The sequence below is a fragment of the Slackia equolifaciens genome (assembly GCF_003725995.1).
Classification (GTDB): Bacteria; Actinomycetota; Coriobacteriia; order Coriobacteriales; family Eggerthellaceae; genus Slackia; species Slackia equolifaciens.
The window spans coordinates 1-25,493 of sequence record NZ_QIBX01000026.1 but is presented as its reverse complement, the minus strand read 5'-3'; the positions used below and the strand labels follow the sequence as shown (position 1 = coordinate 25,493).

Annotated in this window: 18 protein-coding genes, 1 tRNA gene and 1 rRNA gene; 8 read left to right on the top strand and 12 right to left on the bottom strand. The window is 58.6% G+C overall.

All coding sequences use genetic code 11. The features are described 5' to 3' along the window. Positions 1 to 402: 402 nt before the first annotated feature. The 3 genes from DMP06_RS10755 to DMP06_RS10745 all read right to left on the bottom strand — a co-directional run bounded on the left by DMP06_RS10755 (position 403) and on the right by DMP06_RS10745 (position 3,341). Positions 403 to 1,245 carry a hypothetical protein gene (locus DMP06_RS10755; RefSeq protein ID WP_123209732.1) on the bottom strand — a complete coding sequence of 281 codons (843 nt, stop codon included), beginning with the start codon at positions 1,243 to 1,245 and terminating at the stop codon, positions 403 to 405. A 91-nt stretch (positions 1,246 to 1,336) separates the two neighbouring features. After that, entirely contained in the window at positions 1,337 to 2,380 is a 1,044-nt protein-coding gene (locus DMP06_RS10750) for a HAMP domain-containing sensor histidine kinase (RefSeq protein WP_123209731.1), read from the bottom strand. A 289-nt stretch (positions 2,381 to 2,669) separates the two neighbouring features. Beyond that, complete coding sequence (locus DMP06_RS10745) at positions 2,670 to 3,341, bottom strand: response regulator transcription factor (protein ID WP_123209730.1); 672 nt, start codon at positions 3,339 to 3,341, stop codon at positions 2,670 to 2,672. A 223-nt stretch (positions 3,342 to 3,564) separates the two neighbouring features. Here DMP06_RS10745 and DMP06_RS10740 point away from each other — a divergent pair, with 223 nt between their 5' ends. Beyond that, entirely contained in the window at positions 3,565 to 5,553 is a 1,989-nt protein-coding gene (locus tag DMP06_RS10740) for an aryl-sulfate sulfotransferase (RefSeq protein ID WP_220092571.1), read from the top strand. Positions 5,554 to 5,865: 312 nt separating this feature from the next. Beyond that, positions 5,866 to 6,186, top strand: coding sequence for a winged helix-turn-helix domain-containing protein (locus DMP06_RS10735; RefSeq protein ID WP_161957917.1), 321 nt, complete (start codon positions 5,866 to 5,868; stop codon positions 6,184 to 6,186). Positions 6,187 to 6,284: 98 nt separating this feature from the next. On the opposite strand, the gene DMP06_RS10730 is transcribed toward DMP06_RS10735, so the two are convergent. Both DMP06_RS10730 and DMP06_RS10725 read right to left on the bottom strand, forming a co-directional pair. Further along, positions 6,285 to 9,974, bottom strand: coding sequence for an FtsX-like permease family protein (locus tag DMP06_RS10730; RefSeq protein WP_123209728.1), 3,690 nt, complete (start codon positions 9,972 to 9,974; stop codon positions 6,285 to 6,287). Positions 9,975 to 10,038: 64 nt separating this feature from the next. After that, positions 10,039 to 10,740, bottom strand: a complete 702-nt coding sequence (locus tag DMP06_RS10725; protein ID WP_123209727.1) for an ABC transporter ATP-binding protein — start codon at positions 10,738 to 10,740, stop codon at positions 10,039 to 10,041. A gap of 399 nt (positions 10,741 to 11,139) precedes the next feature. Here DMP06_RS10725 and DMP06_RS10720 point away from each other — a divergent pair, with 399 nt between their 5' ends. The 4 genes from DMP06_RS10720 to DMP06_RS10705 all read left to right on the top strand — a co-directional run bounded on the left by DMP06_RS10720 (position 11,140) and on the right by DMP06_RS10705 (position 15,513). Then, positions 11,140 to 11,709 (top strand): TetR/AcrR family transcriptional regulator, encoded by a 570-nt coding sequence (locus DMP06_RS10720; RefSeq protein WP_123209726.1) that lies wholly within the window; start codon positions 11,140 to 11,142, stop codon positions 11,707 to 11,709. A 380-nt stretch (positions 11,710 to 12,089) separates the two neighbouring features. Next, on the top strand, positions 12,090 to 13,100 hold the full coding sequence (locus tag DMP06_RS10715; RefSeq protein ID WP_123209725.1) for an acyl-CoA dehydratase activase-related protein: 1,011 nt from the start codon (positions 12,090 to 12,092) through the stop codon (positions 13,098 to 13,100). Positions 13,101 to 13,170: 70 nt separating this feature from the next. Further along, complete coding sequence (locus DMP06_RS10710; protein WP_245962497.1) at positions 13,171 to 14,523, top strand: 2-hydroxyacyl-CoA dehydratase; 1,353 nt, start codon at positions 13,171 to 13,173, stop codon at positions 14,521 to 14,523. A gap of 21 nt (positions 14,524 to 14,544) precedes the next feature. Beyond that, positions 14,545 to 15,513: an acyl-CoA dehydratase activase gene (locus DMP06_RS10705; RefSeq protein WP_123209724.1), complete on the top strand. Its 969-nt coding sequence runs from the start codon at positions 14,545 to 14,547 to the stop codon at positions 15,511 to 15,513. Between the two features lie 320 nt (positions 15,514 to 15,833). On the opposite strand, the gene feoB is transcribed toward DMP06_RS10705, so the two are convergent. The 5 genes from feoB to DMP06_RS10680 form a co-directional block, all read right to left on the bottom strand. Next, positions 15,834 to 18,287 (bottom strand): ferrous iron transport protein B, encoded by a 2,454-nt coding sequence (gene feoB, locus DMP06_RS10700; protein WP_245962496.1) that lies wholly within the window; start codon positions 18,285 to 18,287, stop codon positions 15,834 to 15,836. 21 nt (positions 18,288 to 18,308) lie between these two features. Further along, positions 18,309 to 19,208: a DUF2797 domain-containing protein gene (locus DMP06_RS10695; protein WP_123209723.1), complete on the bottom strand. Its 900-nt coding sequence runs from the start codon at positions 19,206 to 19,208 to the stop codon at positions 18,309 to 18,311. Positions 19,209 to 19,414: 206 nt separating this feature from the next. Beyond that, positions 19,415 to 20,581, bottom strand: a complete 1,167-nt coding sequence (locus DMP06_RS10690; protein ID WP_123209722.1) for an ABC transporter permease — start codon at positions 20,579 to 20,581, stop codon at positions 19,415 to 19,417. Then, the gene (locus tag DMP06_RS10685) at positions 20,578 to 21,657 is read right to left on the bottom strand and encodes an ABC transporter permease (protein WP_123209721.1); all 1,080 of its coding nucleotides are present in this window, start codon (positions 21,655 to 21,657) and stop codon (positions 20,578 to 20,580) included. Before DMP06_RS10685 ends, DMP06_RS10690 begins: the two co-directional genes overlap by 4 nt. A 9-nt stretch (positions 21,658 to 21,666) precedes the next feature. Further along, positions 21,667 to 22,599: an ABC transporter ATP-binding protein gene (locus tag DMP06_RS10680; protein WP_161957916.1), complete on the bottom strand. Its 933-nt coding sequence runs from the start codon at positions 22,597 to 22,599 to the stop codon at positions 21,667 to 21,669. Between the two features lie 188 nt (positions 22,600 to 22,787). On the opposite strand from DMP06_RS10680, the gene DMP06_RS10675 reads away from it, so the two are divergent. Next, positions 22,788 to 23,318, top strand: a complete 531-nt coding sequence (locus tag DMP06_RS10675; protein WP_161957915.1) for a TetR/AcrR family transcriptional regulator — start codon at positions 22,788 to 22,790, stop codon at positions 23,316 to 23,318. A gap of 32 nt (positions 23,319 to 23,350) precedes the next feature. Here DMP06_RS10675 and DMP06_RS10670 read toward each other — a convergent pair. Beyond that, positions 23,351 to 23,437 (bottom strand) — tRNA-Leu (locus DMP06_RS10670). A gap of 368 nt (positions 23,438 to 23,805) precedes the next feature. Here DMP06_RS10670 and DMP06_RS10665 point away from each other — a divergent pair. Further along, positions 23,806 to 25,125, top strand: coding sequence for a homoserine dehydrogenase (locus DMP06_RS10665; protein WP_123209718.1), 1,320 nt, complete (start codon positions 23,806 to 23,808; stop codon positions 25,123 to 25,125). Between the two features lie 265 nt (positions 25,126 to 25,390). Here DMP06_RS10665 and rrf read toward each other — a convergent pair. Further along, positions 25,391 to 25,493: ribosomal RNA gene (rrf, locus tag DMP06_RS10660) — 5S ribosomal RNA — on the bottom strand; the annotation flags it as partial.

Sequence of the window (25,493 nt, the reverse complement as noted above, 5' to 3'; positions counted from 1 at the left end):
CGGCGGCCTCGGCGTGCGTCATGCCCTCCTCCAGGGCGAGCAGCGCAAGCTCCACCACGTCCCTATCATACATGCGGACCCCCTTCCGGACGCGTGAATCGCGTCCAACTTTTCGTCCGCAGTCCCCTTTTTGTTCGTAACGACAGTTTTTCCAAGTATGTAATCCGCCTGACAGGATTTTTATCCGCCATCTCTCTCTTTCGATACCTCATTAAGCGACAATCGTCGCATAACATGCTCCAATGAAGCCCTTGAGCCGCACAATTGCCCTACCGAACCCTTCTTTTTTGCGATTCAAGGATTACATACTCGGAAAAACTGGCGGAAAGCCTGTTTTGACATGTGCATCTGGATTACATACTCAAAATAATTGGCATGGCGGGAATCAGACAGAAGCCCCACCTATGCTGTCGCGCCCCGAAGGCGTTCGAAACGGGCTCGGTTGCGTGGCGTAAGCTTCTCGGCCGCAAGTTCGTCCAGCAAACGGCTCGCTTCTTCACGGCTTCCGTGCAGAAGCTCGTATTCCACGGCATACAACTGCCAGCTCGAACGCGCCTGCGCGGATGGAGCCTGGGAGATCCTTTTTCGTATGAATTCACCGTCGGCCGGCGTCCATCCCGCAGGAGAACGGAGCCACATTTGGGCGTTCTCTACAAGACCATCCGCCGTACGGCGGTTGCGCGAACCCTTCCTGAAACTCTCGCGAATGCCCTCGAGCCGTTGCGCGGCAAGCTGGGCGCCCTGCGTATCGCCCACCTCCAAGCGGCCCAGAATCTCCACGTTGAACGCACGAAACGCAACGTTCTTGCGCGCACGAGCAAGATTGAGATGCGCCAACCGCTCCAGAGCCTCGTAGGGTTTCGAATCGTTGAAATCGGCATAGGCGAGCTCGACCGTATGGCTGGCGGACGACATTTCCAGCCTGCTCTTACGGCCGATCTCTTCTATGGCAATACGATATTTCGCCGGATCCCCGTCCTGCTCAACGATGTCCACCAACTCTTTGAACAGCAGCGACGTTCGAATTCGAAACACGATTATCATCGCAACCACGGCCGCAAGCGCAAGCCAGTACCATATCTCAAAGATGCCATTTCCCCATATCACGCATGCGAACGCAAGCACAAGAAGCAGCGCGGCAACACCGCCGAACAGTGCGCGAGCCATGCGTACACGACGCAAATACGCGCGCCCCGCTTCTTCGCCCGTCATGCCATAGTATGCCGATCGATCCGAACCGTTCATGACTCGTCCTCTCATATCAAAGGCGGCCGGATACGCCCCCGTCAAAGAATTGGCAGGGGGCATCCGACAGCCTCGTAAGACGTTCCTTCAATCATTCGCCCAGCACTGCCATAGCCTGCGGAAGCTCCACCGTGAACTCGCTTCCCTCTCCAGGCGCGCTTTTCACGCTCACGCTTCCGCTATGCAGCTCCACAATGCGCTTGACCAGCGCAAGTCCGAGCCCGTTGCCCTCGCTTGTATGAGACGATTCCCCCTGATAAAAGCGCTCGAATACCCGCTTGCGCACCTCTTCGCTCATGCCGGGGCCGTCATCGGTCACCCGAACCACGGCTCGCTGACCCTCGCAGTATAGCGTCACGCCAATGCGTCCGCCCTCGCCCACGAACTTCGCCGCGTTGCCCACCAAGTTTTGCCACACCTGCGCAAGCAGCTCCTCGTGCCCGTAGAGCGTCACCTCGTCGAGGCGAATGTCCAGATCGATGCCCTTTGGAGCCCAGCGATCCTCCAGCGCGAGAATGGCTTGGCGAATTTGCTCATCAAGGCTGAAAAACACCATGCGTTCGTCCATCTGCCCATTGTCGAGACGTGAGAGCATCAGGATGTTGCCGGTGAGCGCGCTCAAGCGCTTCACGCTGTGGATGATCTTGGCGGTGCAGGCTGCACGGCGCTCATCGGAGAGCGTCTTACTCTGCAGCAGCACGGCATACCCTTCGATGGCGGCAAGCGGCGTTTTGAACTCGTGAGACACATTGCCCACGAAATCGTTTCGCAGCATCTGGATCTGCGAGAGCTCGCGTGCCATTGCCGTAAAGTTCTGCGCAAGCTCACGCACCTCTCGCACTCGCGACGAGCTGCGCAAGGAGACCTCGAAATTGCCGTCCGCGATCTGCTTGGCGGCCTCGCTGATCTCTTGGATGGGGGCGATGATGAGCCTGCTCATCCAGCAACCGAGCCCGGTGCCAACAATAACGCTGGCGATGGCGGGAATCCATATGGGGTTCATGTGCCCGCGTTCCACGATGCCCGATTTCACCAGCTGGATGGATGCGAACGTTGCCGCCATCATCACGACAAGCATAATGGCAAACAGCGAAAGCGACATCGCGACCGACATCCTGAGCGTGCCTTTGCCCATGGGAACCGCCCTCTCAAAAGACCTCCTGTTGCGCGTGAAGCGCGGCGAACCGGGGAGACGGCACACGAGGAAACGGCAAGCAATGCGCTCAGTGGCTCAACCGCCGGCACGCCGTCAAGGGGCCATGCGGGCGGCGACGCGCGCCGAAGTTGCCGGCATACCGCCTACTCAACCGCCGGCATACCGCCGAACGCTGGTGCTGGCGATGGCACACACCGCCAACGCCAGCACACCTGCCGACATGCCGCCCAGCGCATTAGCAACGGCACATGCCCCGCCTTTGCCCGGTTTAATTCTCCACCATCTTATACCCCAGGCCGCGCACCGTGACTATCTCGAAATCTGGGTTGTCCTTGAATCGTTCGCGCAAACGGCTCATGTGCACGTCAAGCGTATGGGCGCTCGGTGCGGCAAACGTTCCCCACACCTCATCCATTATCTGCTGGCGCGTATATATGCGCCCGACATTGGACGCCAATAGATATAAGAGATTGAATTCCTTCTGAGGGAGCTCCACCGCCTGCCCATGACGCTCAACGCTCAGCGCGTCGCGATTGAGCGTCGTGTCACCGAGCGTCACCTTGCGCTCGCGAATGATGCGCGAGCGGCGCAGCAGCGCCTCCACGCGCCACACCATCTCGTTCACATCGATGGGTTTGACCATGTAGTCGTCTGTGCCAGAGCGAAAGCCTTCCTGCTTGTCGGCCGCGCGATCGCGTGCGGTAACGATGAGCACCGGCAGGTCGTAGCCCGACGAGCGCAGCGTACGCGTGAGGGCAAATCCGTCCATTCCCGGCATCATCACGTCGGTAATCACCACGTCCACCGGGCGTGACGCAAGAATATCGAGCGCCTCCCGCGCGCCTCCCGCAGGCAGGGCGTCATAGCCCCGCTCCGCAAGCACCGTGCAAAACAGCTCGCACAGGTCGGCGTCATCCTCAACGACCATAACCGCAAACATAGCCCCTCCTTTCTGCACAGTCCTGCTTATTGTCCCCTCTGCGGCGCCAGCAAGAGGCTTCGACGGCACGCTGTGAACGTTCCGTGAAAAAACCGTCACGCAATCGGCACAAAGCGCGTACGCGTGAGGTTCAATTGAGATGAGCGCCGTAGAGTTTGCCGAATCGAAATTGGGCCGGCATGCCACGAGGCCGACCAAGGCAATCGGGCAAGGCAGGAATCTCATGGCACAGGACATCACCAGCGACAACAACAAAGACGGCAAACCCACACCCGACGCGACAGGGCCCGCAGGCGCAACCGCACCCGACGCGACAGACCCCACGGACGCAACCGCATCCAATGCACCTAGCACGGAGGGCACCACCGCGCCCGACGCAGCAGACTCGGAAAGCGCCGCTGGCGCAAAACCCAAGATGTCCCTCAAAAAGCGCCTGATCATAGCCGCGGTCATCTTGGTGTGCGCGGCGGCGATCATCTTCGCAATAGTGATGGCGGTTGCTAAAAACTTCACGGGGCAAGAGCACGCCGTGCGTTCCGACTGGTCGGTGGAAACCGGCGACATGCTCAACTCCGACGCCGAACTGAGCCTGGATATCTACGAATCTTCCGCCACATCCGAAGACCTGCGTATCATTCAGCTAGTGCCCTCCGAAGTGGAAGACGAAGGGTTTACCTACTACGACGAAGAAGTGCAGTCTCGCCTGGCTAGCGGCGTCGCCGACGTCAAGGACATGCGCGAGTGGACGGCCGACAACCCGCTCGCCATCCTCAACCCCTTCGGCACCGGGTCGAACGGGTTGTACCTCTATTTCGAGACCGACTTCGAGACGCAGGTAACCTATACCGTCCACGTTGAGAAAGACGGTATAGAAGACTTCACCGCAACCGCGCAAAACACGTTCCTCGACGAAGACACCGCCAACTCCGAAGGCGATGCCGAATACACCCGCGCGCATGAGTTCCAGCTCATCGGGCTTGTTCCCGGCGAAACCAACTACGTAACGCTCACAATCACGGGATCGTGGGGCAACGTGCGCCAGCAGGTGACCTTTGCCGTAGACATGCCGGAAACGACCTCGGGGTACAGCACCCAGCTCAGCTACGAAGACAGCGATTCCTCTCAGGAGCTTTCGAACGGGCTCTACGCGCTCGTGCGCCAGAACGGATACCTCGGGTACGGATTCTTCTTCGACAACGGCGGCACCATGCGCTACGAGATGGTGACAGAAGGCTTGGGCCTTGACCGCATCCTTGAGTACGAAGGCGACATCGTGGTGTGCGCCTCGTCCAACAAACTGGCCCGCATAGACGGCCTAGGCCGCGTAGTGCAAACCTATGACCTGGGAGAATACGAACTGCACCACGATATCAACTACGAGCAGGATAACGTTATCGTGGCGCTGGCCGAACGCTCGGGCGCGACCTCGGTTGAGGACCTGGTGATCGAGATCGATCTTGAGACGGGAGATGTGACCGAACTCATCGACTTCACCCAGTTGATGAGCGACTATGTGGACGGCTGGGCGCATGTGATAGGCCCCACCGACACGTTTTTCTGGCAGGCGGGCGAGCTCGACTGGATTCATCTCAATTCGATTCAGTGGCTCGAAGGCGAGGATTCCTGCATTGTTTCCTCACGCGAAACATCCACGATCATCAAGGTTGAAAACGTCCATAGCGATCCCACGGTGACCTACCTGATTGGCGACGAGCGCTTCTGGGAGGGTACACCCTACGAAGACCTGAGCCTTGAGCAGGTGGGTAGCTTCACCCCGCAGTACGGCCAGCACGCAGTAGAGTTCGACGGCGCCGGCGAAGAGGCAGGCACGTATTACCTGCTGCTGTACGACAACAACTACTGGGCTCTCAGCACGCGAAGCGGCTACGCTCCCGACTTGGCAGATTCCGTTGCCACGGGCACATACGACGTAGTGGGCACGCATGTGAGCCATGTGTATCGCTATCTGGTGGACGAAAACGCCGGCACCTACGAGCTGGTTGATGCATTCGATGTGCCATACTCCAGCATCGTGTCGAACGCGTCGCACGCCCCCGAGTCGGACAACTATGTGGTGAACAGCGGTATCTCCAAGGTGTTTGGCGAATACGATTCAGATGGCAACCTGATCAGAGAGTTCGCCTATGAATGCGACCTGCAGGGATATCGAGCCTTCAAGCTGGACTTCAAGGGTTTCTGGTTCATGCAATAACACCGGCCACGCCCTACGACCCTGAGCGTATGCCGCACCCCCTCCAATGGAGAAACTGCGGGGTCGCATCGCGGCCTCAGCTTGGTTGAACTTCGATTAAGCCACCCGCTCTATCCTTGCCCCATCGACCAATCGTGGCTGGTCGATGCACCCCCTTTGCGCCCGCCGATGCGAACAGGATCCCCCATCCCCGGGCCTGTCATCGGCGGGCCTTGCCATGCAGTCCTGAACAACGCAGCCATTCCCGCATTTCGCACGCAGGTCCGTCTCGCCTGCGGCTCAGCCGACTGCGCCCTCACGCGCCGCGGGAAAATGAGCATTGAGCCTTCAACGCTTACCGCGGGCGACCTTTCGCTCGACCGCTCCTCCTTCGAGCTCGCATCGAGCGACGGGTCGACGCCGCTTGCAAACAAGGAGTTCCAAATCATGGAGCTCTTGATGCGCAATCGTGGCGGCTACCTCTCCATCGATCGCCTCATAGAGCTCGTATGGGGCTTCGGCAGCGCGGCAGAGCCCAACGTGGTGTGGGCGCATATCTCGAACCTCAGGCGCAAAATCGAGTCAGTGGGATCGAAGGCGCGCATAGTCGCGAGCCGAACAAAGCGGGCAAGAAGGCGCACCCTCCGAGCTTGACCCCTGGATTACCAGCACGCGCACGCAAATATCGCGCCTGGACGCGCTCGTGCGCGATATGGTGGAACTCTCCCGCGCCGACGAGTCCCACGCCCCATCTACTCTACGGATTTCAGGCTCTCCACCATGTCGATCTTTGCCAGCTTCCAGCGCATGGCAACGGTCACAATGACCGAGAACACCATGGTGAGCGCGAAGGCTATCACAAAGCTCAGGGCATGAATCTCGCGCCCGAACATCACCTGGTCGACCTCTGCCGTCACCACGACGAAGCCTTCCATCCAGATGCCCAACACGCATCCAACAAGCGCGCCGATGATTGAGAGCAGGATGGTCTCGCGATAGATATACGCGTTCACCTCATGCGGCGTGAATCCCAGCACCTTGAGCGTGGCTATCTCGCGAGCGCGCTCGGTGATATTGATGTTGGTGAGGTTGTACAGCACCACGAACGCCAGCGCGGCTGCTGCGATGATCAGCACAACGACAACCGAATCCACGCTCTTGAGCATGGTGCGATACGTCTCGATGGTCTCGTCGTTGTAGCCGACCGTCTTCACCCCGTCGATGGCGAGCAGTTCGTCGCTCATCTGTTCGCGCACACTCAAATCATCCGTGGCCACGGCATAGACGGTAGAGAATTCCGGCGTCTCGCCGAATGTCTTCTCGTACAAGCCCGGCGACATGAATACGTATTGGCTCACGTAGTTCTCCATGATGCCGGCCACCGACACCTCGAAGCCCTCCCCTTCGGCGTTGCCGATGGTATCTTCCTCATAGATGCGAATCGTCTCGCCCACCGAAACGCCAAGCTCCGTGGCGAGCTTCTCGCTCACGATCACACCATCGTCGGAGAGCGTAAGGGGCGCATGGCCCACACGTTCGCGCATGGTCACGTATTCGGCCATCTTCTGGACATCCTGAGGCACCACCAGCTCAAACCTCTGGTCTGCCGCGCCTTCTTCCTGACTGTCGGAACGCGCGATCATGTTGGCGGTCCGCGCATCCGTGCGCTCACTCACCTGACTCGTGTCGTCCAGCACGGCAGACACCGCCTGAACGTCCTCGTCCGATACGCCGTCATCCATGCGCACGGTCATGCTGTAGTGATAGATCTCGCCGAACTGCTTGTCGATGATGTCGTTGATAGCATTCTGCAGCCCCAGACCCGTCAGCAACAAGGCGGTGCAGCCGGCGATGCCGATAATCGCCATGAAGAATCGACGCTTGTAGCGGAAAATATTGCGTGCCGTGACCTTCCACGAAAACGACAGGCGGCTCCATATCGGCTTGATACGCTCGAGCAAAATACGCTTGCCCGCCTTGGGGGCCCGCGGCAGCATAAGGGCGGCCGGGGTTTCGCGCAGCGTAGAAGCGGCGGCAGCCCAGGTGGCAATTAGCGTGATGCCAATGCCCAACCCGGCAGCAAGCAGCGCCAAGCCGGAATCTATAGGAACGGGCCGCGGCGGTACCGCGTACACGATGGCATAGGCCTCCATGATGAAATACGGCAGGAACATAGAAAGCGCAACTATTCCAATGAGGCTCCCCACGCCGCTGGCAACGAACGCATACAGCAGGTATTTCGACGTAATGCGCGCATTGGAGTAGCCGAGCGCCTTGTACGTGCCGATGAGCACGCGCTCCTCTTCCACCATACGGGTCATGGTGGTAAGCGAGACAAGCGCCGCCACCAGGAAGAAGATGAACGGGAACACCTGCGCAATCTGATCAACGCGGTTGGCATCCGATTCAAAGCTTTCGGCTCCCATGATCTTGGTGCGATCGAGTACATACCATTCGGGCGATTCGATCTCGTCGATCTCTGCCTGGGCATCGGCCAGCTGGGCCTCCGCGTCGGCGAATTCCTCGTCGGCCTGGGATTTCTGCTCCTCGAATTCCTTTACGCCGTCCTGGTACTCCGCAAGGCCGTTCTCGTATTCGGCACGGCCCTGCGCGAGCTCCTCTTCGGACGCCTCGAGTGTGGCTTTGCCGGATTCATACTGCGCCACGCCATCCTGATATTGAGCTAGCCCATCAGCATACGCCTGCTTGCCGGATTCCAGCTGCGCCCAGCCATCATTGAGCTGTGCCTTGGATGCGTCAAGGGTCTGCTGAGCCTTAGCAAACTCTTCATCGGCAGCGGTGCGCTGGGAATCGAGCTCGGCTTGCGCGGCATCGAGCGTGTCGAGCCCCGCCTGCGCCTGCTCGATGCCCGCCTCAAGCTGCGGAATGGCGGCCACCAGTTCCTCGCGCTGCGCCTGAATTTCCTTCACGCCGTCCAGGGCGTCTTGAGCGTCCTGCAACGTACCCTGAGCAGTCACGAGATTGCGTTGAGCCTCTTCGCATGCCTCAACAAGGGCGTCGTACCCCTCAGAATCGGGATCCGCCGCGGCGAGTGCCTCCTTCGCGGCATCGAATTCACTCTGAGCCCTGCCGACTTCCGCCTGCGCAGCATCCATCCACATCTGGGCCTGGGCAATCGCGGCGTCCATATCGGGCACCTGGGCGTCAATCGCCGCCAAGCCCTGCTGGGCCGCATCCAGCTTGTTCTGCAAGTCGGCAAGCGTCGCCTGCGTTGTCTCGCGATTTGCGTCGATTTCAGCCTGCGCTGCATCCAGCTGCGCATAGGCATCGGCCTTCTCCTTCTCGAATTGCGCGAGACCTTCCTCGTACTCCTTTTGGCCGGCATTCAGCTGCGCCTCGGAATCGGCGATCGTCTCGGCGCTTGCATTCAGCTGCTCTTTGGCGCTCGGCAGCTCCGATGCGCCCTCCTCGAGCTGCGCCCATCCGTCATCGAGCTGGGCCTGGCCGCTTTCTATCTCTTCAGCCGCATCATCGAGCTGGGCTTTCGCGTCATCGAGCTCCTTTTGCCCATCGGCAATCTGCGCCTCGGCGTCTGCCTTTTCCGCCTCATACTCAGCACGATTCTCGTCGAGCGTCGCTTGGGCATCGCCCTTCACCTCATCCAGGCGCTGCGCGCACAACTCCGGCCCCAAATCTTCAATGCGCTGAGCCACGACGGCAACCGCATCGTCATACGCCTCGCTCGAAGCGTGCAGATCTTTCGCACCCGCCACGGTAATGAACGCCTCCGTGTAGGGCAGGTCGTCGGAGAAATCCTCTTCGTTGATATACATATATTGGTCGAGCGACCCATTTCCCAGCGACGTTGATCCCATGCTCGTAGTCGACGCATAGTACGACGAACGCACGAAGCCGACCACGGTAAATTCATCGGTATCGATGGTGTCGCCCACGTCCTGAGTCCCCTCGAGCACGTGCACCGTATCGCCAAGCTCGACCTCTCCGTCGGTCACCGCATCGGCCGAAAGCACGCATTCGCCCGGTTCGTCGGGCCATTCACCCTCCACGAGCAGGGGGCGGTTGATGTAGTTGACGTCGTTGGACACCGCATGCATGCCGTCGGACGTGTCGCTCGCCTGCGCCGCCTCCGCGTCGAGCGAATGGATGCGCACGGTATATTGGGCGCTCTCCACCGTGGCAAGCGCATCGAACTCCCATGCACCCTCAACGCCCTCCACACCTTCCACCTGGCGCAACGCTTCTATATTCTCATCGGATAGCCCCAGCGTGGAGGTGACGCGCAAATCGCACATGTTGGTGCCATCGTAATAGATGTCGCCGGCAAGCTTCATGTCGGGCGCGGTCATGCGCAGGCCGGCGTAGAAGCCCGTGCCCAGCGCGGCGATTACGGCGATGGCCAAAAAACGCCCCAGCGAATGCGTAATGGAGCGCAGCACTCCCTTGTTGAATGCGCTTTTCATAATGCCGCCTCCCCGAAACCCCGAAGGCGCCTATCCGTCGCCCGACGCGCACGCGCAGCCATGGCTACCACTCCACCGTTTCGGCGGGAACGGGGCGGGCGTTCATCTCCATCGCCTCGACCTTGCCCTCCTTGATGTGAATCACTCGGTCGGCAATGGCGGTAAAAGCGGAATTGTGCGTAATCAGCACCACGGTGCGCCCCGTGCGATTGCACGTGTCCTGCAAAAGCTTGAGAATCGCTTTGCCCGTTTTATAGTCGAGCGCGCCCGTCGGCTCATCGCAGAGCAGCAGCTTGGGGTTTTTGGCGAGGGCTCGGGCGATTGCCACGCGCTGCTGCTCGCCACCGGAAAGCTGCGCTGGAAAGTTATTCAATCGATGGCCTAGACCGACTTGCTCAAGAACTTCGGCCGCGGGAAGTGGATCGCGGCAAATCTGCGCTGCAAGCTCCACGTTTTCGAGGGCAGTGAGGTTTTGCACCAGATTGTAGAACTGGAATACGAAGCCGATATCGTAACGACGGTAGTCGGTGAGCTCCTTGGGGCTGAACTCGCTCACCACGCGCCCGTCGAGGCGAATGATGCCCGATGTGCACGAATCCATGCCGCCGAGCATGTTGAGCAACGTCGTTTTGCCCGAGCCGCTGGGGCCAACCACGACTACCAGCTCGCCCTGCTCGATATCGAAGCTCATGCCATCAACGGCGGCGACTTTGATTTCGCCCATCTGATAGATCTTGCGCACATCGCGAAATTCTACGAATGCCATTTCAACCTCATTCCGCCCACGCCCAACACCGGATCGAGCCTTCGCCGCCCGTGTCGCCACCGGTCGGAGCTCTCGTCGCCCACGTCCAACATCGGGTCGCAACGTCTCCTTAAACAAGCCTCAACATCACTGAACAACCTGTTGTATTATGATGAGTATACGAGAGATGCGAAGCACGCATCAATGAACAATCGTCACCCGTTTGTTGAGCAGGCGACGCGAGGGCGCGATGAGCGTCACCGGCAGCCATCTGGGGAGCAACGCAAAACGCATTGTGCGAACGAAGGGGCCCATAGGCCCTGGGTTTTGAAAGAAGCAGACACAAACGACCTGCCCAGTCCAAAGGGACTTAGATTCCGAAAGCGCCTCGCACTACGGAGGCATCCGTTAGGAGAAGCAATGGCGAATAAGCAGCCAGAAGTCACCGCCCAAACGCGACGCAATCTGCAGCAAGCGTTCTGGAGCCTCTATTCCGAGCGCCCCATCACGAAGATTTCCATCAAAGAAATCACCGACCGCGCCGGATACAACCGCGGCACGTTCTACCTTTACTACCGCGACGTCTACGACATCCTCGACCAGATGGAGCAGGAAATCCTCGACACCATCGACGCGCTCATCCAAAAACGCCTCATCAAAGACGGCATCCTCGATATCCAGGGCAACATGGGATTCATCATCGGACTCGCAAAATCCCATGAGCGAGGACGCGTCATAGCCCGGCTTTTGGGGGATGACGGCGATCCGCATTTCAAGGCGCGCTTCAAAGAGCTTATCTGGCCGCTTGTCGAAGTGTATCTCAACCCTGCTGGCACGTTCTCCCCCACCGAGGAACGCTTTGTGAAGGAGTTCTACCTCTCAGGTCTGCTTTCCGTCATCACCGCCTGGCTCGAAGACGACACCGGCATGTCCATCGAAGAGCTCATACAACTTATCATGCACAAGATTCTCCGCGCCGAAGCGCGCTGAGCCGGGGGCGATTCGATACGCATCGCGAGATAATCGTTCTGCAAAGCGCCCATTGTCCAACTGCTGCCTTGAGTCGCTTAAAGCGACAGGCCTCGAGCAAAAAATGACAAAACGGTCTCAAATGACGGATAGATATGGAGAATGGCGTCGCAGCGTCAACGTTGTGGCATGATTGTGAGGTTTGTTCCGGCTACCGCCTGCTTGCGCTCTGAGGGTGGCACGACGCGCCCAGCTTGCCAACGGCACGCGACCGCGTTTGCAATGCACCCACGCGCCAGCGACATGCGCCCGAGTGCCCTTATCAATTCACATGCGACACACCGCTAGCGCGCATTCGCATTCGCACAGAGCCCAAGCGAGCCGTACGCGAAAGGCTTGAAATGAAGCGAAACTCTTTCAGCGAGCCGTCGAAGGCCGCCGACCTTGCCGATGTCCGCCGCATAGGTATCCCCCGTGCACTGTTGTATTACCGCTACGGCGCACTGTGGCGTGCATTCTTTGAGGAGCTCGGCCGTACCGTCATCGTGAGCGAGCCATCAGATCGCGGCGTGTTCGAAGCGGGCGACGCCGTCTCGGTTGACGAATGTTGCCTGGCCTCAAAGCTTTACCTGGGGCACGTCGCTGCCCTGATCGACAGGACCGACGCCCTTTTCATCCCGAGCATCGCCAACCTCGGCCACCTGAGAAGTTTCTGCACCAAATTCCAGGCATTGCCCGACCTTGTAGCCAACTCGTTTTCCGAACGCGACATCCGCATCATATCGTGCTTGGTGGAAGAGCAGGAAACGCACACCATGGCACGTGAATCCTATCTGGCCCTCGCCCGTCGTTTCGGAGCAACTCCCCGCCAGGCAAAAGCGGCATGGAAAGCCGCCCTGCACGCCCAGGATGCTGCCGACAGGATGGCCCAATCGACCCAGGAGCATGCGCTCGCGCGGGCCGAAGCGCTTCCGAAGGAATCGCGGCCGCTGCGCATCCTGGTGATGGCGCACCCCTATGTGGCTCACGACCCCTATATCGGCGGCCCTGTAGCCGATATGCTTATCGAGATGGGCGCGTGCGTTCTGTTCGCAGACCACGCCGACAAAGAGCGTGCCTTCAAAATGAGCCTCGATTTTTCAGAAACGCTGCCGTGGATCGTCAACCGTGAACTGGTAGGCGCGCTCATGCTCCTTCACGACCACGTTGACGGCGTGGTTATCGTGAGCGCCTTCCCCTGCGGCCCCGACTCCATGACCAACGATGCCGTCACGCGCCGCTTCCGCGGCAAGCCCACACTCGTGCTCACCGTAGACGCCCAAAGCGGCACGGCGGGCATGGAAACGCGCATCGAAAGCTTCGTCGATATCCTGCGCTACCAGGGGAAAGGAGGCTACCTCCATGTTCGATAGCATCCGCGGGAAAACGCCGGGCAATCAGATTGCCGACGCATCCCAAGTCATACGCAGACAAAAGGGCGACATGGCAGAGAGAGTCGCGCTGCATGCGGAAGCGCCCGTAAAAACCAACGCCAAAGCTCCCGCAGCCGCCATGGACAAGCCTGTTCAGCCAATTGAATCGCGCCGACTGGGCAAAGACGAGCCTCTAACCCTGCGTGCCGCAACGTTTTTGGGCGATGCACTCGATACCCTGGATCGACGCCGCACCGAAACCGCGCCCTTCGCACGCATCTCTATGCCCGACGCGGGCGAGAAACAAACGGGGCCTTGGGCGCTCGTCCCCAAACGCAAGCGCCCAAAACGAAATCGTCACTCACGTAAAAAGGTGGCGTTCCTTCGATATGGCTACTATGACATCGTTTTCAAGTTCTTCGTGGAACACGTTCTCGATGCCGATTTCGTGGCGCTGCCAGAGCCAACGCGCAAAACTATAGAGATGGGGTCAGCCGCCAGCAACGATTTTGTATGCGCGCCGTTCAAGCACATCCTGGGCGACTATATGGAGGCCCTCGAACTTGGTGCCGACGTGCTGGTGCAGTTCACCGGCCCCTGTCGCCTGGGGTATTACGGCGAGCTCCAGGAATCCATCCTGCGCGACGCAGGCTACGAATTTGAGATGCTGAACTTTGCCACCGTAACGGGCAAGTCCTTGCAGGACTACATATCCCTGTGCAAGAAGAAGGTGAACCCCGATCTATCCCTTACGCAGGGCGTGGCCAATATGCTCGCCGCGTTCAAAATGATTGAGAGCCTGGACGCCTACAACGATCTATTCCTCCGCCTCGCCGGTCACGAGACGGAGGCCGGCTCCTTCGAACGCGCCCGCAAGACCTACTTCGCCGACATGCGCGCAGCCTCATGCCGTCACGATATCGACGAGGCCCAGAAGCGCGGTATCGCAGCGCTCGAACAGCTGCCCGTGTCCATTCCTGCCGATCCCGTGCGCGTGGGAATCGTGGGCGAATACTTCACCGCCGTGGACGCCGCAAGCAATCTCGACCTTGAACGAAAGTTTTTGGACATGGGCGTGGAACTCTACCGCATGATGAACCTGACCAATCGCAACTTGCGCTATAACGAGCCCAATCTGCGACGCAGCGTTTCTGAATACGTGAACTTCGACATGGGCCCCACTTCTACAATGACCATCGCGGCAGCGAAAAACTATGCCGAGCAGGGCTTCGACGGCATCGTGCATCTGAAATCTTCGGGATGCACGCCCGAAATCGATTGCATGCCCGTATTGCAGCGCATAAGCCGCGACTATCGCATTCCCATCCTGTTTCTCAGTTACGATTCGCAGACAAGCGATACCGGCCTGGATACGCGCATCGAAGCGTTCTACGACATGATCGCCATGCGCAAAGCACGTTAGACAGAAAGAGAGTTCTACCAGATGGAAGAAGCATTCCTCGGCATAGATACCGGATCCGTTTCTACCAAAGGCGTCATCATTGACACCCGAGGCGCCATCATGGCGCGTTCATACCTGTGGACCGAGGGCAACCCCGGCGATGCGGCGCGGCGCGTCGTAGAGGACCTCGCCGGCCAAATAGACCGCAATGCGGTGAGCGTTGTGGCCGTGGGCACCACGGGAAGCGCGCGGCGCCTGGTGGGCGCCATGCTGGATGCCACGGTAGTGAAAAACGAGATCACCGCCCATGCCGTAGGCACCACGCACCTCCACCCCGACGTGCGCACCATTCTCGAGATTGGCGGACAGGATTCGAAAATCATTTGCGTGGAAGACGGCGTGGCGGTAGATTACGCCATGAACACGCTGTGCGCGGCGGGCACGGGGTCGTTCCTCTCGAGCCAGGCACACCGTCTGGGCGTAGAGGTTGAGGAGTTCGGCGAGATCGCGCTCACTTCAAAAAAGCCCGCGAATATCGCTGCGCGCTGCACGGTGTTCGCCGAAAGCGACCTGGTGCACAAGATTCAGGTGGGCTACCCGCGCGAAGACATCATCGCAGGCCTGTGCAAGGCGGTTGCCACGAATTATCTCAACAACGTGGGCAAAGGTAAAAAGATCGTGGCGCCCGTGGTGTTCCAGGGCGGCGTGAGCAAGAACGTAGGCGTAGTGAAATCGTTCGAGGACGCCTTGGGCATGGAGGTGCTGGTAGACCCCGACGGTCATCTCATGGGCGCCTATGGAGCGGCGCTTCTGGCGGCCGATGCGCCAGATGCGGTACGCAAGCCCTTCGCCTTCGACGTGAACGACTTCGAGTTCCGCACCCGTGAGGTCGTATGCCAGAAATGCGCCAACCATTGCGAAATCATCTGCGTCTACAAAGATGACGAGCTCATCGACAGCTGGGGCAACCGCTGCGACAAGGGAGCGATTCGCCCGAAGGCAAAAGCGTAGTCAAAGGGGAGGGGGGGGCGTACTCCCTCCCCCCCTTTGGACCCCCCTTTGGAACCCCTCCCCCTTTCCTACGCACCAGAACGCGCGAGGAAGGGGTTCAAAACGGCCCTCTTTTGCAGCTCATCTGCGAATCAGCCCTAATTTGAACGCTTCAAGCATGCAAAACGGGCTCGAAATGCAGAACTGCCGTTCAAAACTACCCTCTTTTGCAGAACGAGAGTGCAAAACAGCAACGAAATGTAGTTCGGCTACAAAACAGGGCAGTTTTGCACGCCCCCCGATAGCCAAATCGACGGGACGACGGGGCGCCGCCAAGCGCCTTATACCATCCCCAGCAAAAGCCCAATCGAATGCACAATGAACGCCACCGCCCAGGCAACGGCGCATTGCATGACAACCACGCCTACCGCGCTTTTAGCCCCCAGCTCGTTGCGCACTGCAGCGATAGCGGCCACACACGGGGTGTACAGCAGCGCGAACACCAAGAACGTGAACGCGGTCAGCGGCGTGAACATACCCGCAAGCGCCTCGGCGCCGCCGCCTACCAGCACGGTCAGAGTGCTCACCACGCTCTCCTTGGCCACGAATCCGGTGACAAGCGCCGTCGATGCCTGCCAATCGCCAAAGCCCAGCGGCGCAAACAGCGGGGCCAAAAGCCCGCCCATCACGGCAAGCAGGCTCTGCGCGGAATCTTCCACCACGTTCAGCTGCCAATCGAAGGTCTGCAAAAACCAAATCACTACGCTCGCCAAAAAGATAATGGTGAACGCGCGCGTGAGGAAATCCTTCGCTTTCTCCCACACCAATCGCCCCATATTGGTCAGCGATGGCAGGCGGTAATTGGGCAGCTCCATCACAAACGGCACCGGCTCGCCCTTGAATGCCGTACCTTTCAAAATAAGAGCCACCAGTATGCCCACCGCAATGCCCAACACGTAGAGCCCAATCATCACAAGAGCGCCGTATTGCGGGAAGAATGCCGCCGTGAACAGAACATAAATAGGAAGCTTGGCAGAACAGCTCATGAACGGCGTGAGCATCACCGTCATACGGCGGTCGCGCTCGGAGGGAAGCGTGCGCGTGGCCATGATGGCCGGCACGCTGCACCCGAACCCGATAAGCATGGGCACGAAGCTTCGCCCGGAAAGCCCCAGCTTGCGCAGCAGTTTGTCCATCACGAACGCCACGCGAGCCATGTAACCCGAATCCTCCAAAAGCGACAGGAAGAAAAACAGCACCACGATGATGGGCAGGAAGCTCAGCACGCTACCCACGCCGGCAAACGCGCCATCGATCACCAATGAATGGACCACGGGGTTTACGCCCCAAAAGCTCAGGCCCTCATCGACGAGATCGGTAATCCAGCCCACCGCCAGGTCCATAAGCCCCGAAAGCCACTCGCCTATCACGCCGAACGTGAGCCAGAACACCACTCCCATAATGAGGAGAAACACGGGAAGCGCCGTGAATTTGCCCGTCAGGATACGGTCGGCAGCCACCGAGCGCTTGTGCTCGCGACTCTCGCGCGGCTTGGTGACCGTAGCGGCGCACACTTCGTCAATGAACCCGAAGCGCATGTCGGCGAGCGCCGCCATGCGGTCCTTGCCGCTCTCCTCCTCCATCTGGGACACCACATGCTCAATGGCATCCTGCTCGTTCTCATCCAAATCAAGAGCGCCCCTAACCAGGCCGTCGTCCTCAACGAGCTTGGTGGCGGCGAACCGCAGAGGAATGCCCGCGCGATCGGCATGGTCCTCCACGAGCTCGGATATGCCGTGGATGCAGCGATGAAGAGCGCCCCCGTCAGCCCCGTCAGGGCGGCAGAAGTCGAGACGGCCAGGTCGTTCACGATATCGCGCCACATGGATAGCGTGGTCAACCAGTTCGTCTATGCCCTCGTTCTTGGCGGCAGAGATGGGAACCACGGGGATACCCAGCTGAGCCTCGAGCGCGTTGATGTCGATCGAGCCACCATTGGCCGTCACCTCGTCCATCATGTTGAGCGCGAGCACCATAGGAATATCGAGCTCCATCAGCTGGAGAGTGAGGTAAAGATTTCGCTCTATATTGGTGGCATCGACGATATTGATGATACCTGCCGGCTTATCCGTGAGCAAAAACTCGCGCGTAACCACCTCTTCGCCCGTGTACGGAGAAAGAGAGTAGATGCCCGGCAAGTCGGTTACGGTAGCGTTATCGTGGCCGCGAATCACGCCGTCTTTGCGCCCGACGGTAACCCCGGGGAAGTTACCCACGTGCTGGTTCGACCCAGTAAGTTGATTGAACAACGTGGTCTTGCCGCAATTCTGATTGCCCGCCAGCGCGAAATTGATCGGCGCATCTACCGCAAGGGGGCGCTCCTCCCCACGCGGGCGATACGAACTCGCCTCACCTTTTCCCGGGTGCGGCGTCGCCGGCGCATGAGGATTAGGGCGCGGTGCATTATGGGCATCATGTACGCCCCTGAGATAAATATGCGCCGCGTCGGCCTTGCGAAGCGTGAGCTCGTAACCACGCAGCCGAAGCTCCAGCGGATCGCCCATAGGCGCGCATTTGACCAGCGTCACCTCGGTGCCGGGCGTCAGTCCCATGTCCAAAATATGCTTGCGTAGCGACGTTTCGGCGCATTGAACCGAATCGATTATAGCGTCCTTGCCTACCGGCAGCCTATCGAGCGTCTCGGGGCACACAGCATGCGACCCCGCCGTACACCCCGGGCAGCCCGAGCACCCGGCACTCATATCAATTTGCAGGTCATCTTGCCTATTGGACATGCTCGAAAATCCCCTTTGCCCCTACCATAGTCCCATTTGCTGCGGTTCGTAGTCGTATTCGCACAACACCTCGCCGACGGTGATCTCCAAGGCATGTGACTCCCATTCTTTGATAGGCACCACGAAAACGTTGCCATCCTGCTCGAGCGCCAGTGTGCCGCCGATCATGCCCACGCAGCGTCCTGCGCACATATCGGCAGGAGCGGTATCGGGCGGTTGAATCATCGGGGGAACGCTCGCTCCTTCGCCGAAGTAATAGGGCGTCAGGTCAAGGCAGCCGCACTCGGGCTCGACTCCGTGTTCGCGCGCAGTGCGCATCACGCACTCAATTGCCTCCTGCGCATTGAACGACTCGCTCAAAAGGCGGTTCTTCGTCGAAACGCGCATGGTTTCCAGGATGCCCTCTTGGGCGCACAGATGCGCTTCGAGACCACGCGCCTCATCGGCGTTGGGATAGCGTTTGAGAATGCCCGCCACGCGAGCGCCCTGTTCAAGCAGGCGCTCGATGCCGCGCGTTTCGGACGAGATGCCCACCTTGAGATGCGCCGGCGAGAAATACGCCATGTACACGAAGTGCGGCGTCTTGTTGTATTCGCGTTGCTGGGGCGAAATGGCATCGGCGTTGTAGAACGCCGGATTGAAACCGGTGGCTTCGCGACAGGCGGGGCACATATCGTCTTTATAGTCAGAAAACGGCGGAAGCTCAGCCATAAGATCGCACGCGCGCGATTCATAGGTCTTGAGGTCGAATGCGCCAATGCAGTAGCGCTGCTCAAGCTTGCGGATGGTGAACGTGCGCCCCAGCACGGGCAGACGCATCTGCACCTTTTTCTGCAGATTGTTCACCTGGATGTACGGCCCCTGGGCGTCGTATCCCAGACCGGAAAACACCAAGGTAGCATCAGGCATAAAACGAGGCATCGAAACCCTCTTTCGTAAACGTCGGCAGCGCTTTATTTGCAAGCGACAGAAGCGCTCAAAAGCACGTGAACTGGCGCGCCTCCTTCATGCGCGCCAGCCACATGTTGACATCGTCATGGTTCGAACGCAATCATAGCGCAGCCATGTGCCTCTTTGCCCTTTATGCCATACAGTAGGAAAAATGCAATCAGAAAATCAAATCCGACTTAGGCCCGCGTCCGCAACCGCCGCAATAGCGCATACCGCATTGGTGCGCCTCCGCCCAAGCGTTTTCGGTAGACAAACCACGCAACCGTCGCCAAGACGATGGCATACGCCCCCATCACCAACCACCCCTTGCCCGCAGCGAGCAAGCCGCCGACGCTCTGGTCAACGCTGAATACCGCCGCGCGAATCTGCGAAAGGCCGTAACTCGAAGGCAAGGCAAGCGCCACATCAAGTAACACGCCCGTGGCGTATTTCACCGAAGTCGTGGCACCAGAGAGAAACCACGCCACTACAGCGGTCACCATCGACAGCATCGCGGCTCCGCTGAACTTGCGCACGGTAAGCGAAACGATAGCGGCGAACGATATGAATGCGACGCCCAATACCAAAAGGACAGGCAGAATCGCCAACAAGCAATTCGCAAGGTTCACACCCGTAAGAAGCAGAATGAGCAGCGCATTCACCCCCGCCCCAAGCGCCCCGGCGAGCAAGGCGACCACAATACGCGCCGCGAACGTAGGCAGAAGCGACACCGGGGCGAGCCGATATTCAGAGAGCGTTGCGTACACACGTTCCTTGTTGAGCAGATAGAGGAAGTTGAACATCGACCCCATGAGAAACGCGAGCATGAAAACACCTACCGCGATGATGGCGAACCAGTCAAGCTGCGCGCCCACGGCGTACTCCCGTTGAACCTCGATCTCCATGCCGGGCATATGGCTCTGATAGAACGCGAAAATACCTTCGTCGAGGTATAAGCGTAAGTTCTTCGCCATGTCGGTATTGTAGTTATCGAACGCATAGAAAATTTGAGCAGATGCGCCCGACGTAAGACGTTCCGAGAAGTCCTCGGGGATCGTCAGAATGCCATTAACACGCCCCTGCTCGTACAGCCTCGCCGCCTCATCGGCGTCCGCCTCAATCGCCTCAAAATAAGGCTCTCCGGATAATGGCGAAGTCTGCGAAAACACCGTCTCTTGAAACGCCGTCCCAAGATTGCCCGCGTCATCGTCCACAACCGCAAGCTTGAGCGCAACGAAGTTGCCAAACGTAAGCGCGAAAATAACGAGGATGATAGTTGGTGCGATGATGCCCGCCGCAAGCGACTTCGGATCAGCCTTCGTGAGCACGAGTAGTTTCTTTAACTCTTGGATAAAGAGGCTCATGATACCGCCCTTTCGCTTCTCGTCCACCGCGCATAGAGAGCGCACACCGCCGCGACCGTTAATGTCGCGCCGGCTGCGAGCACGATAAGCGGTGTCGGACTCGCCACGCCACCAAAGTACGCATAACGCACCGCGTCGAGAGCATAAGCTGCAGGATTCACCATGCCTAGCACCTGTGCCGCTTGGCCGAAGTAGGATAAATCGCCAAAACCACCGCCCGCGACCCACAGGCACAGTGATGCAACGAGCGACACAAGAAACGCAGTCATAGCGGAGCGCACCGCGATGCCCAAAGCAAGCCCCAAACTCGCAAACGCAACATATATCAAGCAGAGCGATGCGGCGAGCCATGAGGCACTCGCAAGCGTTCGACCATACATGAGCGTCACCACTCCAACGAGAACCACGCCGGCAACAAGCGCCTTGAGGAATGCGGCGACAACCTTTCCCGCCACAATATACATGGCAGGGCACGGGGAGAGCACGAGCAGTTTCGCCGTCGCATTCTCCCATTCGCTCGTCATTGAGAGCTGCCCGAACAAAAGCCCTGCGAGCATCGCGCCGAACACAAGCGCGCTCACGGCAAAGCTCTCATCCCAGGGGATATCCTCCTCGTACCGCGTCTGCTCAACCACCTCGATGGTGCCCACATTCCGGTTTGCGTCAATATAGTCAACAAGCGCGCCGGTCAAACGATTGGCATAGTTCTTGGTCATGTTCGAATTCACATCATTGACGAGGTGCACGATCGTGCCCGTAGCGCCCTTCTCCCCTACAATGGGCTCATCCACAACAATGTAGCGGTCGGCACTACGCCCGTCGGGGACGCCCTCCGCAGGCGCGGCCTCTACCTCGAGATAAGGTGTCCCATCAGGAGCCCGATATTCCTCGGTCGCCTGTAGAAACGCCGACTTGGATGCCGCGGGCTGTGTCTCCACGGGGATAGTAATGCCTCCTGATACCATCACAGCAAAAGCGCCCAGGAAAAGTAGCGGCGATATGACAGTGGCAAGGTTGAACGGGATGTTCTCTTTGACGCTCGCTAGCTCCTTGCCAATTATTCTCGGAATACTCATGGCGCACCCCTAATCCCTCAGCGATCGACCCGTAAACGCAAGAAAGGCATCGTCGAGCGTCGGACGACGCAATTCCACACCCGCAAGCCTGACCACGCCCTCGGCGAGTCCAAGGATGCGTGCCAAATCTGCTTCGCCTCCAGGAGCCTCGACCACGATGACTTCGCCGTCGAAAGAGAAATCGCCCAAGCGCTCACGCAGCGCGCTCTCGTCAAATCGAGAATCAGGTGCAGGGAATATCCTCACCACGGTCGTCCCCGCCTCGGCCTTAAGTGTCTTGGGCGTACCGAAACGCACCTTCCTGCCATGGTCAAGCAGCAGAATCTCATCGGCAAGCGCATCGGCCTCCGCCATCACATTGGTGGAGATGAGAACCGTACGCCCCTCGTCCTTGAAACGCCGCACGTAGTCCCAAATACGGTGAGTGCCCTGCACGTCAACACCAAGCGTTGGCTCATCGAGCAGTAAGATGCGCGGGTTGGCGAGCATCGCGCGGCCAAGCGCGAGTCGGCGTTTCATGCCACCCGAATAAGCGCCTACCGGGTCTTTCGCGCGGTCGGACAGATCAACAAGCTCGAGCACTTCTTCGATACGCCGCGCTGCCGCACGAGAATCATTCAAGTAGAGCGCGGCATGGAAACGCAAATTCTCCAACGCCGAAAGCTCCGGATAAAGCGACGTTTCCTGCGGCACCAGTCCGATCTCGCGTCGCACTTTCCTCGCGTCACGCACCGGATCCAACCCCAATACTCTAACCATTCCGGATGTCGGACGATAAAGCCCGGTTATAAGATTCATCAGAGTCGTCTTGCCCGCCCCGTTTGGACCAAGGAGCCCGTACACCTTTCCGGGCTCGCAAAGGAATGAAAGATTCTCGATGCGCGCTTTCTTTCCAAGGACTTTTGTCACGGCATCGAGGGCAATAACGCTCCCCTTTCCCATGGCGACCCCTTTCTCGATATACAAAACCCAACATATGTTGGATAATTTGATTATCCCAAGGCACCCCAGGGAATAAAACCAACGATTCATGCGGAAACGTCGAGTTCGTTATTTGCGAAAAGAACCGCCAGGAGGACGCCATGCCAAGGCCACGAAAGGATTCCGGAGAGAAAAGCGCCGAGAAACGTATGGTCGAAGTTTTCTGGAGCCAGCTTTCCTATACGCCCTATCAGGAAATAACCGCTGCATCGATCGCGCGGCAGGCAAAGTGCAATCGCGCGACTTTTTACTACTATTTCGACTCGATAGATGACCTCGCAGAACGCGCGGTCGATGCCACCGTCCCCTCCGGCATCGTCAAACTCGTCGAAGCGTTTCTCTTTGGAGAAGCAGAATCCCTTGCGCTCGGGGAAAGCGAACGCCATGCCGTAGAGCGGACATGCTTGCTTATCGGAGAGAATGGATCAGCGCGCCTCGTCGAGCGCTTCAAGCAAGCGCTCATGAAGACATGGGCGGAAAGATTCGGAGTTGCCCTTGACCAAGAAGATGTGCGAATCGTTGCATCCTTTATGGCATCAGGCATCGTCGGCATACTCGGAGAACAAGCGGGCAAGCCATGCGACGAGCATTTCGATGCGCGTCTTCAGGTCATTGGCAAAGTGTTTTCGGCTCCTGCAATCGAATTTGCGCACAAGGTACAAAGCAAATCAGAGAAATAAAAACCCGGCCGAAGCCGGGTATCGATTCGAAGTGGTGCGGGCGAGAGGACTTGAACCTCCATGAGATTGCTCTCATACGGACCTGAACCGTACGCGTCTGCCAATTCCGCCACGCCCGCGTGGCTTTGCAGCCTGCTTCTTAAGAAGCGAGTTGTTATATTACTCGTCATCTTCCCCAAACGCAAGTAAAAAATGCGTTCTTCCGAAAAAAGTTTCTTTCAAGCGCTCTTTAGGACGTATCGTGCGATCAATCGCGTGACAGAAACGCACGTCGCTCCGTCTCGCCCATTTGGACCAGAGTGAGAAGTCTCTATGCGCCATCCACCCATGCAAGACGCCCTTCCTTCGTAAGGAAGCGAACAACGGGGTCCGTCCCGCTGCGTTTTCTGTACAATTCCGCTGTACAAGCACAACAGGACCGTATGAAATCCGTAATCATTACGAGATCTGTCCGCCTCCTTATCGGCCAAAGAAAGAGAGGAAGCACATGCGAGCAGTCAATATCGGCCTCATCGGCCTTGGAACCGTGGGAAGCGGCGTGGTGCGCCTGATTCAGAAGCATCACGACGAATACGTGGAACATTACGGCGTCGATCTTTGCCTGAAACGCACGTGCAGCCGAAGCGATGCAGAGGCTCAGCGCCTCGGCGTTATCGACACGTTCACCACCGATTGGCACGACGTCGTTTCTGACCCTGATATTGATATCGTCATCGAGCTTATCGGCGGCGAGCATCCCGCTACCGAGATTTTCGAGGAGTCTTTCAAGGCGGGCAAGCATGTCGTATCCGCCAATAAGGCGCTGCTTGGCCGTAAAATGGAGCACCTTGCCAGCGCTGCCGCAGAACGCGGCGTGGCCATTAAGTGCGAAGCTGCAGCCGCCGGTGGCATCCCTGTGGTGAATGCCCTCGAACACAACCTGATAGCGAACGAGACGCTCACTATCGCCGGCATCATGAACGGCACTACCAACTACATCCTTTCCCGCATGGAGGCCGAAGGTTCCTCCTTCGAAGACGTTTTGGCCGACGCACAGGCTGCCGGTTACGCGGAAGCCGACCCCACGGCCGACGTCGATGGCTTTGACGCAGCTTCGAAAATCGCCATTCTTGCCTCTATCGGATTCCGAACCCGCATCACCACCGACGACGTGTACATGCAGGGAATCCGTGCCATATCCAGCATCGATATGGAAATGGCGAAAGAGTTCGGCTATGCCATCAAGCTGCTCGCCATCGCGCGCAACACCGATGAGGGCGTCGACGTACGTGTGCATCCCACGATGATTCCTCGCAACCATCTGCTGGCCAGCGTATCCGGCGCCATGAACGCAGTGTACGTGGTGGGCGACGCCGTTGGCGAAACCATGTTCTACGGAGCCGGCGCAGGATCATTCCCCACCGCAAGCGCCGTCGTGGGAGATGTCATGGCGCTTGCCACGCCCATTTCCCAGGGCCGCTCTCCGCTGCCCGAAAGCGAGCCCTTTGGGCATAACCTCGCCATTCGCAATGTTTCCGACCTCAAATCGAAGTTCTATATTCGCCTCACGGTAGAAGACAAACTTGGCGTACTAGCCCAGGCAACAAAGATCTTCGCAGATAACGAGATTTCGATTTCGTACATCAGTCAGTACGACACCGGCGACAGCGATGCGAAAACGCTCATTTACATGACCCATCAGACGCGCGAAGGCGGCATGGAAAAGGCGAAAACGCAGCTCGAATCTCTCGATCTTATCCGCGAAGTAGCAAGCATCATCCGCATCGAAAACATCGATGCATGGACCGAAAACGTATTCGCAAACTAAGAGCTGTCGTCAAAGCAAGTGCCATACGACACAGCCTCGATCAACGAATCGCGGCACTCAACAGAACAACATGGCGCAGCAAAAGCAAAAGGCTCCAGAAAGCTGGAGCCTTTTTATGTATATGCATGCGTTTATGAATAGGAGATGCAAACAGTGCGTCAAACAAGCCTAGAAAAAGACGCGAGACAGTGGCTGAGCCTATTAAAAACAAAAAGGGCCGCCCGAAGGCAGCCCCTCGCGCCCCCCCTCCGGGGAGCGCCCCTCGCGGGCGCGGCGCCCTTATCTCCCGGGGGCTTCCCCCCCAGTACATCCGGCGATGGCGGGCTTAACTGCCGAGTTCGGAATGGGTTCGGGTGATCCCCGCCTCC